Below are 14988 nucleotides of genomic sequence, written 5' to 3' on the forward strand. Positions count from 1 at the left end.
CTTCACTTGCGTCGACGTATCACCTCACCGTCTGCACCCGCACCATTCAGCCGAAGAAGGTATCCACCGCGGCGTCCAGAGTGTCGCGCATATCAGGGTCATCGGTGAGGGGACGCGCCAGCGCCATGCGGCAGGCCGCCTTGGGGTTGATCCCTTTGGCAATGAGCTGGCCGGCATAGACCAGCAGGCGGGTCGACATGCCTTCATCCAAACCATGACCCTTGAGGTTGCGGCTGCGCTGCGCCACCTGCACCAGTTTTTCAGCAGTGTTGGCGTCGACGCCCGACTCATGGGCAACGATCTTGGTCTCGATCTCGGCCGCTGGGTAATCGAAGTCCATGGCGCCGAAACGTTGCTTGGTCGACTGCTTCAGGTCCTTCATCAGGCTCTGATAGCCGGGGTTATAAGAGATGACGATCTGGAAATCAGGGTGTGCATTGATCAGCTCACCTTTCTTTTCCAGCGGCAATTGACGACGATGATCAGTCAGAGGATGGATCACCACGGTGGTGTCTTGGCGCGCCTCGACCACCTCATCCAGATAGCAGATGGCACCAAGGCGGGCGGCAGTGGCTAGCGGCCCGTCTTGCCACTTGGTGCCGTTGATATCGAGCAGGAACCGGCCCACCAGATCGGATGCGGTCATGTCTTCATTGCAAGCCACGGTGATCAGGGGTTTACCCAGTTTCCACGCCATGTATTCCACGAAGCGGGACTTGCCGCAGCCGGTGGGCCCCTTGAGCATGACCGGCATGCGCACACTATAGGCCGCCTCATAGAGTTCCACTTCGTCTGCGACCGGGTAGTAGTAGGGCTCGCTCTTCACCAGATACTGTTCGCGATTGACCTCGCTCATGGCACTGCTCTCCTCGTTTCGTGAGAACAAGAATTCGGCTTTTAAGTGGGCCGCCCCTGCGGGCGGCCCTAACTGGTCAGATCAGGTCTCAGACCTTGATCGGGGCGCGGTGCACCAGCATGTTCGCGCCCTGGGACTGCTTGATATTGTCGTAACCGATCAACCGAACATGATGACCGGGGTTGGCCTTCTTGCAGGCTTCGATCTCCTCAAGGATACGATTGACATCGGTTTCACCGAACATCGGCAACTTCCACATGTACCAGTAGTTGCTGCCGGCCTCTTCCGGCTCGGTGTGCTCAATAGCCGGATTCCAGCCCTTGTCAACGATGTACTGGATCTGCTTGCGGATCTGATCAGCATCCATCTGTGGCAGATAGGAGAAGGTGCCCAACTTGCGGCTGTTCGGATCCGACAGACGGGACTTGTAGTCTTGCATTGCACTCATGGTCAATTCCTCTGTATGTAATCGTGTTCGTTTGGATAGTTGCACTCGTCAGTTGGCATGTGCAGGGACATCTGGACCGGCAGGCTGCCGGCGGCCGCATCCCCGTTGCGATGCAACGGGGTCCCTGCTCCGTGCCGCAGTCTGCTACTTGTGCGCCACGTCCAGTTTGTCGACAGTATCGAACTCGAACTTGATCTCTTTCCAGGTCTCCATCGCCATCTTCAGCTCGGGGCTATGCTTGGCGGCGTTGGTCAGGATGTCCTTGCCCTCCTTCTCGATCACGCGGCCTTCGTTGCGGGCCTGCACACAGGCTTCCAGCGCGACGCGGTTGGCAGCAGCGCCGGCGGCATTGCCCCACGGATGGCCGATGGTGCCACCACCGAACTGCAGGACAGAATCGTCGCCAAAGATGGATACCAGGGCGGGCATGTGCCACACGTGGATACCACCGGAGGCGACAGGCATCACGCCGGGCATGTGGCCCCAGTTTTGATCGAAGAAGATGCCGCGCGAGCGATCTTCCTTCACATAACGCTCACGCATCTGATCGATCCAGCCGAGGGTCGCTTCACGATCACCTTCCAGCTTGCCGACGACGGTGCCGGAGTGCAGGTGGTCGGCGCCCAACAGGCGGGCCATCTTGGCCAGTACGCGGAAGTTGATGCCGTGCTTGGGGTTGCGATCGATGACGCCATGCATGGCACGATGCACGTGCAACAGCATGCCGTTGTCGCGGCACCAGCGCGCCAGGCTGGCCTGGGCGGCCCAACCGATGGTCAGGTAGTCGGACATGATGATCGGCGTGCCGATCTCCTTGGCAAACTCGGCACGCTTGTAGATCTCTTCCATGTTCGGGCCGGTCACGTTCAAGTAGTGACCCTTGCGCTCGCCGGTCTCGCGCTCGGCCTTTTCAATGGCCTCCTGGCAGAATTCGAAGCGATCGCGCCAGCGCATGAACGGCTGCGAGTTGACGTTCTCGTCGTCCTTGGTGAAGTCCAGACCGCCACGCAGGCACTCGTAGACGGCGCGGCCGTAGTTCTTGGCGGACAGACCCAGCTTCGGCTTGATGGTGCAACCCAGCAACGGGCGGCCGTACTTATCCAGTTTGTCGCGCTCAACCTGGATACCGTGCGGGGGACCATCGCAGGTGGTCACGAACCACAAGGGGAAACGCACGTCTTCCAGGCGCAGGGAACGCACGGCCTTGAAGCCGAACACGTTACCGACCAAGGAGGTGAAAACATTGACCACAGAACCTTCTTCGAACAGGCCCATGGGGTAGGCGATAAAGGCGTAGAATGCGTCGTCATCACCCGGCACGTCCTCGATGGCGTAGGCACGGCCCTTGTAGTAATCCAGATCGGTCAACAGGTCAGTCCACACCGTGGTCCAGGTGGCAGTGGAAGACTCGGCGCAAACCGCAGCTGCGGCCTCTTCACGCGGCACGCCGGCCTGCGGCACAACCTTGAAGCACGCCAGAATGTCGCTGTCCTTCGGGGTGTAATTGGGATCCCAGTACGTTTCGCGGTACTCTTTTACGCCCGCGTTGTAAGTCTTTCCTGCCATTTTGCATGCCCTCCACACTCGGTCGGCGGTTGTTCAGGTGGTTTTGACGCCCTCCGGCCGCACCTTCCACGAGGCAGCGGCCGGGGGGCCACTCAGCAAGGCGTCAACCTTGTTGAAGCCAAGTTTAGGCCGCCAACACATAAAGTAAATTCAATAATAATTTCAAATTGAATAAGCTATTGTTTATTGACTTATGCAACTATAATCGTCGCCTGATGAGCTATGGCTAGCCACCAGATCGGGCAGGGGCGGTATGAGACTACAGAGAAATGACTTGCGCCGTTGCCGGCTCGGCGCGATGACTCAGGCGCCGGATCAGCAGGCGGCTGATTTCATCCGGCAGATTGCGCATCAGCAGGGAGGCATAGGGGTGATACAGCAACAGCCGGCACGGCACCGGCTCATACAGGCCGTTGCGCGCATTGGCGCGAAAGCCGGTCCAGGCCAGCAGGGGATGGTTGTCGCTGGTGCGGTCGAAGCAGACCCAGGATTCACGATCCAGGCACACCTCGAAACCGCGCATGCCGGGCAACATCAAGCGCAGGGGATCACCCAGACGACGCAAGGCGAGAAAGACGTTGTTGTAATGCACCGCCTCCATGCGCAGCGGCAACGCCTTGAGTATCGGCAGATCGGGCAGTCCTGGTTTCATGCCTGAAATTTCCCTGCACAACACGACCATGTAATGCATATACATAGTCGCTGATCGCAGAGTGCGCAAATGCGCTGCATCTTTCAGACGACGGCAGGATATTGAGGTAATGCTCGCGGCATGCCCTGGGTCCCTCTCCCTGGGGGAGAGGGATAGGGTGAGGGGTAATGCCGTTACCGGCCTGTGCCATCAGTCCCTCTTGCGAAAACAGGGGAGGGCGCAACGCCACCGTCAATGCCCGACAGGATTTACTCGATGTCGCTGCCGGTGAGCTGGCGCAGTGCCTTGCGGTAACGCTCCACGGTCTTCTGCACCACCTCGTCCGGCAGAGCCGGTGCGGGCGGCCTCTTATTCCAGCCCAGACTCTCCAGATAGTCACGCACGTACTGCTTGTCGAAGCTGGGCGGGTTGGCGCCCGGGACATAGGACTCCACCGGCCAGAAGCGCGAGGAATCGGGGGTCAGCACTTCGTCCATCAGCACCAGATTGCCGGCCTCGTCCTGACCGAATTCGAATTTGGTATCGGCGATGATGATGCCCTTGGTGAGGGCATACTCGGCGGCGAAGACGTACAGCTTGATGGCGACATCGCGCACCTGCTCGGCCAGCGGACGCCCCACCAATTCCACCATGCGCTCGAAGGAAATGTTCTCGTCGTGATCGCCCACCGCTGCCTTGGTGGACGGTGTGAAGATCGGCTGCGGCAGCTTGTCGGCCTCACGCAGACCGGCAGGCAACGGCATGGAGCAGACAGTACCGCTGGTTTTGTATTCCTTCCAGCCGGAGCCGACGATGTAGCCGCGCACGATGGCCTCCACCGGCAGCGGCTTCAGCTTGCGTACCACCACCGCACGGCCCGCCACCAGACACGCCTCGGCGGTAGACACCACGCTGGCGGGATCGATGCCGGTGAGGTGGTTGGCGACGATATGGCCGGTGCGCTCAAACCAGAAATTGGACATGCCGGTGAGCACCTTGCCCTTGCCGGGGATCGGTGTGGGTAGCACCACGTCGAAGGCGGACAGACGATCGGAGGCCAGAAACAGCATCTTGCTGTCGTCGAGGGCGTAGATATCGCGCACCTTGCCGCGCTGGACAAGTCTGAGGCTCTTCAGTTCGGAGTTGAAAACGACTTCGGACATGGCTTTGTTCTCGGGTTGAAGAACCGTGTCGTAATGACCCGGCCGGAAAGGGGCTAATGATGAGGATTTGCCGCCGCCCTGTCGATAACGCGGGGTGAAAAAAAGCGGCGCATCGTTGCCGATGCGCCGCCCCGGGCTCCCTCGCTGATATTCGTTCATCGCCGGGGCCATGTATTTTTTGATTCGGCCACCGCGGTCTACACTTCTCGCTTTGAATCGTGCAGCAAAAGTAGTGTAGACTGCGGGGACATAATGTAAATTAAATTGTTGTAATGGATTACATAAGAAAACACTTATGAATATTACTCTACGTCAACTGCGGGTCTTCTCCGCCGTCGCCCGCCATTTGAGCTTCACCCGCGCCGCCGAGGAACTGTGCCTGACGCAGCCCGCGGTGTCCATGCAGGTCAAGCAACTGGAAAACCAGCTCGACGTGCCGCTGTTCGAACACCTGGGCAAGAAGATCTTCCTCACCGAAATGGGCAAGGAAGTCTATCACTACAGCCGCAGCATACTGCAGCAGATCGACGAATTGCAGGGCGTGCTCAACAGCCTGAAGGGGCTAGGCAAGGGCCGGCTCAAGATCTCGGTTGCCTCCACCGCCAACTACTTCATCCCAGTGCTGCTCGCCGGCTTCTGTCAGCGCTATCCCGGCGTCACCGTCAGCCTCGATGTCACCAACCGCGAAACCCTGCTCACCCAGCTAGCGGAGAACGAGGTGGATCTGGTGGTGATGGGCCAGCCGCCGGAGGACATGGACCTCGGCTACGAGGCCTTTCTGGAAAACCCGCTGGTCATCGTCGCCCCGCCGGAGCATCCGTTGGCGAAGGAAAAGAAGGTTGCGCTGAAACGACTGGAACAGGAGGTGTTCCTGGTACGTGAGCCGGGCTCCGGCACCCGCATCGCCATGGAACGCTTCTTCGCCCAGCACGACGTGCACATCACCACCGGCATGGAAGTGGGCAGCAACGAGGCCATCAAACAGTCGGTACAGGCCGGCCTCGGTCTCGGCCTGCTGTCACGCGACACGGTGGAGATGGAACTGGCCCTCGGCCGCCTGGTGATCCTCCACGTCGCCGAGTTCCCCATCATGCGCTACTGGTACGTGGTGCACCGCCACGGCAAGCGCCTGTCCGTCGTGGCCCAGGCGTTCAAGGACTACCTGATCAAGGAAAGCCCAGCCCTGCTCGGCAAGGGCGCGCAGAAGCTGCCGCAGGCAGATAAGAAGACGCGCGGCGCCGGCGCCTGATCCCCCGCCCCCCATGTGCGGGAAGACAGCGGGTATTCAGGAAAACCAGCGCAAGAAGGCCGCCGCCGTCAGCGCCGTCACGCCCAGCAGCAACAACCCGCCCCAGGCGCAGTGGTGCGCCGTGTCCGACCAGCGCGGACCCCAGCGCAGCATCACCGCCGCCAGCACCACACCACCGGCCGCACAGGCCATCTTCAGCAGTAGCGCCACCACCGCGATGCCGTGGATATCGGGAAACGCGCCGTAGTAGGCGAAGCTGATGGCGCCAAAGCCCGCCCCGCTCATCCCCTGCACCATCCAGCCAGCCAACACCAGCCAGGCCAGCGTCCGCCGCACCGGCTCCTGCATGCGCAAGGGCCAGCGCACAAACAGCGGTACACCGACCACCGCCACAGCGCCGAAATTGTGCGCCACCTGGGTCAGCGCATAGGCCAGGTTTTGCAGGTCCATGCTACTCCACCACCACCTTGACGCACTGCTCGATGCCGATGGGCGTATGGGCCTTGTTCACCACCTTGATGCAGATCTCGCGATTGCCGGCGGCGAGGGTGGGCAAGGCGTAATCGCCCTTGAGCCGGCGCAGCACCGCCACCTCCCTGCCATCCACATAGAGATGGGTGTGGTCGCCACGCGGACCCGGCTCCACCGTATAGCTGATGCGGTTCTCGCCCATGGCATCCAGCGTGGCGCCGTCCGTGGGCGATAGTATGGTGACCGAACCATCCGAGGCCCATGCGGCGCCAGCCACAAACAACCCCAGAAACAGTGATAAAACACGCAAGCGCAGGGATTTCATGATCGCCACCTCCCGCATTGTTGACCATAACAGTAAACATAGCAGGCAGACTTCAGTCGGCCAGGACGAACGAACCGCAGGGACGCCATCGCCGACAAACACCGGATCAACATCAAGTCGCGGCGCCCCAAGATGCCATGAAGGAACCACCCGCCGCCACGCCGGTCGATACGTGAAGAGGTAACCACCATGACCCCATACAAAAAACACTACTGGTTGCTCGGCATCGGCGCCGTCCTGGCCATCGGCGCTGCGCTGCTGTCGCTGCGCACCGCCACCTCGGCCCTGCCCGAAGTGACCGTCTACAAAAGCCCCACCTGCGGCTGCTGCAACGCCTGGATCGACCACCTGCAAGACAACGGCTTCAAGGTTGTCGCCCGCGACACCAACGACGTCGCCGCCATCAAGATGCAACACGGCGTCACCCCCGAACTCGCCTCCTGCCACACCGCCCTCGTCGACGGCTACGTCCTCGAAGGCCACGTCCCCGCCGCCGATGTGAAAGCCCTGCTTGAGCAGCGCCCGCAGATCATCGGCCTGTCGGTTCCCGGCATGCCCATCGGCTCGCCCGGCATGGAACAGGGCGACACGAAACAGCCCTATGACGTGGTTGCCTTCGATAAAGAGGGCGAGAAGGTATTCAGCAGCTATCGCTGAGATGTGGCAGGCATAGAAACACGAAGGGGGCCGATGGCCCCCTTCTTTGTTTTGCTGTCTGGTTAACCGTGGTCTGTCCCCGGTTCTCGAGCGTCCTTTGCTGCGAGCGATGGTATTGCTGAATGGGTCGATTATAGCGGCTGATTATCCTGTTGGTGCAAGGGGTTATGCGGCGGTGGCTTCGTTGCCCCCTCCTGACCTCCCCCGCATCGGGGCAGGGACGGAAACGAGAAGGGGGCCTTGCGGCCCCCTTCGTGTTTTCCATCACACCACTCCATCCTTTGAGAGACGGGTGGTGATCCGAAGCGCTTAGTTGACCTTCGGGTCCAGCGCGCCCTTGGCGTACAGACCGGCCATCTTCTCCAGGGAGATCGGCTTGATCTTGGAGGCCATGCCGGCGGCGCCGAAGGCTTCGTAGCGGGCCTTGCAGATGTCGCGCATCGCATCTTCGGCCGCCTTGTAGTACTTGCGCGGGTCGAAGTTGGACTTGTTGTCGAACAGGTGCTTGCGGATGGCACCGGTGGAGGCCATGCGCAGGTCGGTGTCGATGTTGACCTTGCGTACGCCGTTCTTGATGCCTTCGACGATCTCTTCAACCGGCACGCCGTAGGTCTTGCCCATGTCGCCGCCGTAGTTGTTGATGATTTCCAACCAGTCTTCCGGCACGGAGGAGGAGCCGTGCATGACCAGGTGTACGCTGGGGATGCGGGCATGAATTTCCTTCACGCGGTCGATGCGCAGCACCTTGCCGGTGGGCTTGGAGGTGAACTTGTAGGCGCCGTGGCTGGTGCCGATGGCGATGGCCAGGGCATCGACCTTGGTCTTCTTGACGAAGTCGGCGGCTTCGTTGGGGTCGGTCAGCAGGGCGGAGTGGTCCAACACGCCGTCGGCGCCGTGGCCGTCTTCCTCACCCATCTTGCCGGTTTCCAGGGAACCCAGGCAGCCCAGCTCGCCTTCGACGGACACGCCGCAGGCATGGGACATTTCCACCACGCGACGGGTGACGTCGACGTTGTACTCGTAGGAGGACGGGGTCTTGCCGTCTTCCATCAGGGAGCCGTCCATCATCACGGAGGAGAAGCCGGATTGGATGGCGTTGACGCACACGGCCGGGGAGGCGCCGTGGTCCTGGTGCATGACCACCGGGATGTGCGGGTAGGCTTCGACGGCGGCCAGGATCAGGTGGCGCAGAAAGGCCTCACCGGCGTACTTGCGGGCACCGGCGGAGCCCTGCAGGATCACCGGGCTGTCGGTGGCGGAGGCGGCCTCCATGATGGCCTTCACCTGCTCCATATTGTTGACGTTGAACGCCGGCAGGCCGTAGCCGTGTTCAGCCGCGTGATCGAGAAGTTGACGCATGGAAACCAGGGCCATAGTAAATCTCCTTGTGCTCTCTTTAAGTTAAATGGGTCTACTGTAAACCACGGCGGGCGCGGAGAACACGGAGTTGATGCAATGTCTTTTGGCACCGCATCGATCGGTAGCGGCGCATGGCCGCTACCGAATCCGGTTGCCAGAGGACATCTCCGTGTGCTTCGTACCCTCCGTGGTTAATCCTTTTTCCGTTCAAGAATTCCTGCCCTCTCCCCGCGGGAAAGAGCATCGACTGCGTTAAACCAGTTCGCCAACCTTGACGATCTTCATGGCGTTGGTGCCGCCGTGCATGCCCATCAGGTCGCCCTTGGTGATGATCACCAGATCGCCGTCGCGGACTGCGCCACGGCGCAGCAATTCATCGATGGCCTCGCGGTTGACCTCGGCATGATCGGTGGTTTGCACATCGAAGCTGACCGGATACACGCCGCGGTACAGCGTCACCTTGCGCCGTGTCTCCACATGGCGGGTCATCGCGTAGATGGGAATGCCGGAGCTGATGCGCGACATCCACAGCGGTGTGGAACCGGATTCGGTCAGCGCGGCGATGGCCTTCACGTTGAGATGGTTGGCGGTATACATCGTGGCCATGGCGATGGCCTCGTCGATGTAGGTGAACTGGGTGTGGATACGGTGATCGGACTGGGTGGCGATACGCTGCTTCTCTGCCTCGACGCACACGCGGTCCATGGCCTGGATCGCCTTGTCAGGATATTTGCCGCTGGCGGTTTCCGCCGACAGCATCACGGCATCGGTGCCGTCGAGTACCGCGTTGGCCACGTCGAACACCTCGGCGCGGGTCGGGATCGGGTTTTCGATCATCGACTCCATCATCTGCGTCGCGGTGATCACCACACGGTTCATCTTGCGTGCCAGTTGGATCAGATGCTTCTGCACCGGCGGCAACGCGGCATCGCCGATCTCCACACCCAGATCGCCACGGGCGATCATGATGGCGTCGGAGGCGGCGATGATCTCCTCGATCACCGGCAACGCTTCGGCGCGCTCGATCTTGGCGACGATGGCGCCATAACCGCCAGCGGCGCGCAGCAGGTCACGGGTCTCGTTGACGTCGGCGGCACTGCGCGGGAAGGACAGCGCCACGTAGTCGGCCTGCATCGCTGCTGCGGTCTTGATGTCTTCGCGATCCTTGTCGGTCAGCGCCGGCGCGGTGAGGCCACCACCCTGACGGTTGATGCCCTTGCGGTTGGACAGGATGCCACCCACCACCACGCGGCAGTGGATCTCGGGGCCGTGCACCTGATCCACCCACAGCACGATGCGGCCATCGTCGAGCAGCAGGGTGTCGCCGCGCTTCACATCCTCGGGCAGGGTCTTGTAGCTGAGGCCGACGCGGGTTTCATCGCCATCATCGACAGGGAGCTTGGCATCGAGGATGAAGGGCTTGCCCTCTTCCAGAACCACCTTACCGTTCTTGAAGCGCTCGACACGGATCTTGGGGCCCTGCAGATCGGCCAGCACGCCGACCTGACGGCCATGGGCGCGGGCGCGGTTACGCACGCGCTCGACACGGTCGATGTGTTCCTGCGCCGTGCCGTGGGAAAAATTGATGCGGACCACATCGACACCGGCCTCGATGATCTTGTCCAGCATCTTGGGGTCGTCGGTTGCCGGCCCCATGGTTGCCACTATCTTCGTTCGTCTCGACATATGCTCTCGTTTGCTCGCCTCTTAATGATTCGCCCTAAGCGAATCGGGGCGGCTCGTGGCCGCCCGTATGGCCGACGCCGCGTACGACGCCGGTCCTTTTATGTAAATGGACAACGCGCACGGTGCGCTCTTACCGCACCGTGCGCGTTGTCGGCCAGACATCAGATTCAGCCCTTGGCCCGCTGTTCCAGGATCGCCACGGCGGGCAGCACCTTGCCTTCCAGGTATTCGAGGAACGCACCACCGGCCGTGGAGATGTAGGACACCTGATCGTAGATGTCATACTTTTGGATCGCGGCAATGGTGTCGCCGCCGCCGGCCAGGGTAAATGCCTTGGTCTTGGCAATGGCCATGGAGATAGCCTTGGTGCCTTCGCCGAACTGATCGAACTCGAACACGCCAACCGGGCCGTTCCATACCACGGTGCCGGCCTTCATGATGATGTCCACCAGTTCCTGGGTGCTCTTGGGGCCGATATCGAAAATCATGTCGTCGTCGGCCACCTTATCAGCATCCTTCAGCACGGCGGGCTCGTTGGCATCGAACTTCTTGCCACACACCACGTCCACAGCAACCGGAATCTTGGCGCCGCGCTTGGCCATCTTTTCCATCAGCATCTTGGCGGTCGGAACCAGATCATCCTCGCACAGGGACTTGCCGACGTTCTTGCCGGTGGCCTTGAGGAAGGTGTTGGCGATGCCACCGCCGACCACCAACTGGTCGCACTTCTCGGCCAGGGACTCCAGCACGGTCAGCTTGGTGGAAACCTTGGAGCCACCCACGATGGCGACCATAGGACGGGCCGGATTGGCCAGGGCCTTGCCCAGGGCGTCCAGTTCTTCAGTCAGCAGGATGCCGGCGCAGGCGGTCGGCGCGAACTGGGCGATGCCGTGGGTGGAGGCCTCGGCGCGGTGGGCGGTGCCGAAGGCATCCATCACGAACACGTCACACAGGGCCGCGTACTTCTTGGCGGTCTCTTCGACGTTCTTCTTCTCGCCCTTGTTGATGCGGCAGTTCTCCAGCAGCACCAGCTCACCGGCAGCAACATCGAAACCGCCGTCGACCCAATCCTTGATCAGGCGCACCGGCTTGCCCAGCTTGGCGGACAGCACATCGGCCACCGGCTTGAGGGAGTTCTCCTCGCTCCACTCCCCCTCGGTGGGACGGCCCAGGTGGGAGGTTACCATCACCTTGGCGCCGGCCTTCAGCGCGAACTCGATGGTGGGCATGGAGGCGGTGATGCGCGCATCGGAGGTGACCTTGCCGTCCTTCACCGGCACGTTCAGATCGGCACGGATGAAGACGCGCTTACCCTTCAAATCCAGATCGGTCATCTTGATTACAGACATGGTTCAACTCCCTCGTAAAGTTTGAAAGTCATTGGCCAAACGCAGGCTTGGCCAATGGCTCTCTCGACGACAGATGCTAGAGCAAAGAGACCAGATACAAGGGGAGGCGGGACTAGCCCGCCAAGAACCCTTGTATCTTTCTTCTTCTCTTACTTCGCTACGTGCTCAACCAGACGCAGCATGTTGCAGGTGTAGCCGTACTCGTTGTCGTACCAGGACACCACCTTGACGAAGGTGCTGTCCAGGGCGATGCCGGCTTCGGCGTCGAAGGTGGATGGGGCGCTGTTGCCCACGAAGTCGGTGGAGACCACCTTCTCGTCGGTGTAGCCCAGCACGCCCTTCAGGGCACCTTCGGAGGCTGCCTTCATGGCCTTGCAGATGTCCTCGTAGGAGGCTTCCTTGTTCAGCTCGACGGTCAGGTCGACCACGGAAACGTCGGAGGTCGGCACACGGAAGGCCATGCCGGTCAGCTTCTTGTTCAGCTCGGGGATGACCTTGCCTACAGCCTTGGCCGCACCGGTGGAGGACGGGATGATGTTTTCCAGGATGCCACGGCCGCCGCGCCAGTCCTTGGAGGACGGGCCATCAACGGTCTTCTGGGTGGCGGTGGCGGCGTGCACGGTGGACATCAGGCCGCGCTTGATGCCGAAGTTGTCGTGCAGCACCTTGGCCACGGGGGCCAGGCAGTTGGTGGTGCAGGACGCGGCAGAGACGATGGTCTGGCCGGCGTAGGTGGCGTGGTTCACGCCGTACACGAACATCGGGGTGTCGTCCTTGGACGGAGCGGACTGCACGACCTTCTTGGCACCGGCCTTGAGGTGGGCCTGGCAGGACTCGGTGGTCAGGAAGAAACCGGTGCAGTCGATGACGACGTCGGCGCCCACTTCGTTCCACTTCAGGTTGGCGGGGTCGCGCTCGGCGGTCAGGCGGATCTTCTTGCCGTTCACCACCATGTTGCTACCTTCGACCTTGATGTCGCCGTTGAAGCGGCCATGCACGGAGTCGTACTTCAGCATGTAAGCCAGGTAGTCGGCGTCGAGCAGATCGTTGATGGCAACGATCTCGATACCGGGGAAGTCCTTGGCAACGGCACGGAACACCATACGGCCGATGCGACCGAACCCATTAATACCGACTTTGATAGCCATGTGATAGTTCTCCTGTTGAATGGTTTAGAGGACGGACTCGACAGCCTTCACCACATTCTCCACGGTGAAGCCGAATTCCTTGAACAGCTGACCGGCCGGAGCGGACTCACCGAAACGGTCGAGACCAACCACCTTGCCATTGAGGCCAACATACTTGTACCAGCCGGCGGTCACACCGGCCTCGACTGCGACGCGCTTGGTGCAGGCGGCGGGCAGCACGGCTTCGCGGTAGGCCGCATCCTGTGCATCGAAGGTCTCGACGCTGGGCATGGACACCACGCGCACGTTCTTGCCCTTGCCGGCCAGCGCCTCGGCGGCCTTCATCGCCAGCTCCACTTCGGAACCGGTGGCGATGATGATCGCATCGGGCTTGGCGGCGCCATCACGCAGCACGTAGGCACCGCGGGTGATATTGGCGATCTGCTCGGCGCTGCGCGGCATGTGGGCCAGATTCTGACGGGAGAAGATCAGGCAGCTCGGGCCGGTCTTCTTCTCGATGGCGGCACGCCAGGCCACGGCTGACTCCACCGCATCGCACGGACGCCACACGCTCATGTTGGGGATCAGGCGCAGGGTGGCGATCTGCTCCACCGGCTGGTGGGTCGGGCCGTCTTCGCCCAGACCGATGGAGTCGTGGGTGTAAACGAAGATCGAACGCACCTTCATCAGCGCAGCCATGCGCAGGGCGTTGCGCGCGTACTCGGAGAACATCAGGAAGGTGCCACCGAACGGGATGAAACCGCCGTGCAGTGCCACACCGTTCATGATGGCGGACATGCCGAACTCACGCACACCGTAAGACAGGTAGTTGCCGTCGGACACGGTGTTGGTGATGGCCTTGGCTTCCTTCCAGGAGGTCAGGTTGGAGGGGGTCAGGTCGGCGGAACCGCCGAGGAACTCGGGCAGGGCCTTGGAGTAACCCTGGATGGAGTTCTGCGAGGCCTTGCGTGAGGCAATGGTTTCGCCCTTCTCGGCCACGGCCTTGATGAAGTCGTCGGCCACCTGCTTCCAGTTGGACGGCAGCTCGCCCTTGATCACGCGACGCTCGAACTCGGCGGCCAGCTCCGGGAACGCCTTCTTGTAGGCGGCGAACTTCTCTTCCCAGTGGGCCTGGGCCTTGGCACCCTTGGCCTTGGCATCCCAGCCCTTGTAGATCTCGGCGGGGATCACGAACGGCTCGTGCTTCCAGCCCAGGTTTTCACGGGTGGCGGCGATTTCATCGGCGCCCAGCGGGGCACCGTGGCAATCGTGGCTGCCGCACAGGTTGGGCGCGCCGTAACCGATCACGGTCTTGCAGCAGATGAGCGAGGGCTTGTCGTTGACGCTCTTGGCCTCATGGATGGCCTTGTCGATGGCCGCCGCATCGTGACCATCCACGCCGCGCACCACGTGCCAGCCGTACGCCTCGAAACGCTTCGGGGTATCGTCGGAGAACCAGTTCTCGACGTGACCGTCGATGGAGATGCCGTTGTCATCCCAGAAGGCGATCAGCTTGCCTAGCCCTAAGGTGCCGGCCAGGGAGCAGGCTTCGTGGGAGATACCTTCCATCATGCAGCCGTCGCCCATGAACACATAGGTGTAGTGATCGACGATGTGGTGACCGGGACGGTTGAACTGGCCGGCCAGCACCTTCTCGGCCAACGCCATGCCGACGCCGTTGGTGATGCCCTGGCCCAGCGGGCCGGTGGTGGTCTCGACGCCATCGGTGTAACCGTACTCGGGATGACCGGGAGTCTTGGAATGCAGCTGACGGAAGCTCTTCAGATCGTCGATGGAGAGGTTATAGCCGGTGAGATGCAGCAGAGAGTAGATCAACATTGAGCCATGGCCGTTGGAGAGGATGAAGCGGTCACGATCGGCCCACTTGGGATTGGCCGGGTTGTGCTTCATGTGGCTGTTCCACAGCACCTCGGCGATGTCGGCCATGCCCATGGGCGCGCCGGGATGTCCCGAGTTGGCTTTCTGCACGCCGTCCATGCTCAGGGCGCGGATGGCGTTGGCTAGTTCTCTACGATTCGACATGTGCTTCTCCTGGATAGTGTGAATACTCAAAACCTTGACTGCACGCGCACTGCTGCGC

At 61.4% G+C, this 14988-nt stretch carries 14 protein-coding genes; 2 read left to right on the forward strand and 12 right to left on the reverse strand.

The features are described from left to right. Window positions 1-46: 46 nt before the first annotated feature. From ACMV8A_RS04240 to ACMV8A_RS04260, 5 genes are all read right to left on the reverse strand, one after another. The gene (locus tag ACMV8A_RS04240; protein ID WP_495324500.1) at window positions 47-856 is read right to left on the reverse strand and encodes a CbbQ/NirQ/NorQ/GpvN family protein; all 810 of its coding nucleotides are present in this window, start codon (window positions 854-856) and stop codon (window positions 47-49) included. Between the two features lie 88 nt (window positions 857-944). After that, the gene (locus tag ACMV8A_RS04245) at window positions 945-1304 is read right to left on the reverse strand and encodes a ribulose bisphosphate carboxylase small subunit (protein WP_495324501.1); all 360 of its coding nucleotides are present in this window, start codon (window positions 1302-1304) and stop codon (window positions 945-947) included. Between the two features lie 144 nt (window positions 1305-1448). Next, complete coding sequence (locus ACMV8A_RS04250) at window positions 1449-2870, reverse strand: form I ribulose bisphosphate carboxylase large subunit (protein WP_495324502.1); 1422 nt, start codon at window positions 2868-2870, stop codon at window positions 1449-1451. A 259-nt stretch (window positions 2871-3129) separates the two neighbouring features. After that, a complete protein-coding gene (locus ACMV8A_RS04255) occupies window positions 3130-3522 on the reverse strand; it encodes a hypothetical protein (protein ID WP_495324503.1) in 393 nt (130 codons plus the stop codon). Between the two features lie 248 nt (window positions 3523-3770). Then, window positions 3771-4664 (reverse strand): phosphoribosylaminoimidazolesuccinocarboxamide synthase, encoded by an 894-nt coding sequence (locus tag ACMV8A_RS04260; RefSeq protein ID WP_495324504.1) that lies wholly within the window; start codon window positions 4662-4664, stop codon window positions 3771-3773. A 295-nt stretch (window positions 4665-4959) separates the two neighbouring features. On the opposite strand from ACMV8A_RS04260, the gene ACMV8A_RS04265 reads away from it, so the two are divergent. Then, entirely contained in the window at window positions 4960-5913 is a 954-nt protein-coding gene (locus tag ACMV8A_RS04265; protein ID WP_495324505.1) for a LysR family transcriptional regulator, read from the forward strand. A gap of 36 nt (window positions 5914-5949) precedes the next feature. Here the strand turns inward: ACMV8A_RS04265 and ACMV8A_RS04270 are convergent, their stop codons facing one another. Next, window positions 5950-6363, reverse strand: coding sequence for a hypothetical protein (locus tag ACMV8A_RS04270; RefSeq protein ID WP_495324506.1), 414 nt, complete (start codon window positions 6361-6363; stop codon window positions 5950-5952). A 1-nt stretch (window position 6364) separates the two neighbouring features. After that, window positions 6365-6709, reverse strand: a complete 345-nt coding sequence (locus ACMV8A_RS04275; protein ID WP_495324507.1) for a hypothetical protein — start codon at window positions 6707-6709, stop codon at window positions 6365-6367. A gap of 189 nt (window positions 6710-6898) precedes the next feature. Here ACMV8A_RS04275 and ACMV8A_RS04280 point away from each other — a divergent pair, with 189 nt between their 5' ends. Then, window positions 6899-7366 (forward strand): DUF411 domain-containing protein, encoded by a 468-nt coding sequence (locus ACMV8A_RS04280; RefSeq protein WP_495324508.1) that lies wholly within the window; start codon window positions 6899-6901, stop codon window positions 7364-7366. Window positions 7367-7675: 309 nt separating this feature from the next. Here ACMV8A_RS04280 and fba read toward each other — a convergent pair whose 3' ends face one another. The 5 genes from fba to tkt all read right to left on the reverse strand — a co-directional run bounded on the left by fba (window position 7676) and on the right by tkt (window position 14930). Then, entirely contained in the window at window positions 7676-8740 is a 1065-nt protein-coding gene (gene fba, locus ACMV8A_RS04285; RefSeq protein WP_495324509.1) for a class II fructose-bisphosphate aldolase, read from the reverse strand. Between the two features lie 237 nt (window positions 8741-8977). Beyond that, window positions 8978-10411: a pyruvate kinase gene (pyk, locus tag ACMV8A_RS04290; protein ID WP_495324510.1), complete on the reverse strand. Its 1434-nt coding sequence runs from the start codon at window positions 10409-10411 to the stop codon at window positions 8978-8980. 167 nt (window positions 10412-10578) lie between these two features. Then, window positions 10579-11760 (reverse strand): phosphoglycerate kinase, encoded by a 1182-nt coding sequence (locus tag ACMV8A_RS04295; RefSeq protein WP_495324511.1) that lies wholly within the window; start codon window positions 11758-11760, stop codon window positions 10579-10581. Between the two features lie 149 nt (window positions 11761-11909). After that, window positions 11910-12908: a type I glyceraldehyde-3-phosphate dehydrogenase gene (gene gap, locus ACMV8A_RS04300; protein ID WP_495324512.1), complete on the reverse strand. Its 999-nt coding sequence runs from the start codon at window positions 12906-12908 to the stop codon at window positions 11910-11912. A gap of 24 nt (window positions 12909-12932) precedes the next feature. Next, window positions 12933-14930: a transketolase gene (gene tkt / locus ACMV8A_RS04305; RefSeq protein ID WP_495324513.1), complete on the reverse strand. Its 1998-nt coding sequence runs from the start codon at window positions 14928-14930 to the stop codon at window positions 12933-12935. Window positions 14931-14988 lie beyond the last annotated feature (58 nt).

The sequence above is a fragment of the Sulfurivermis sp. genome (assembly GCF_059410345.1).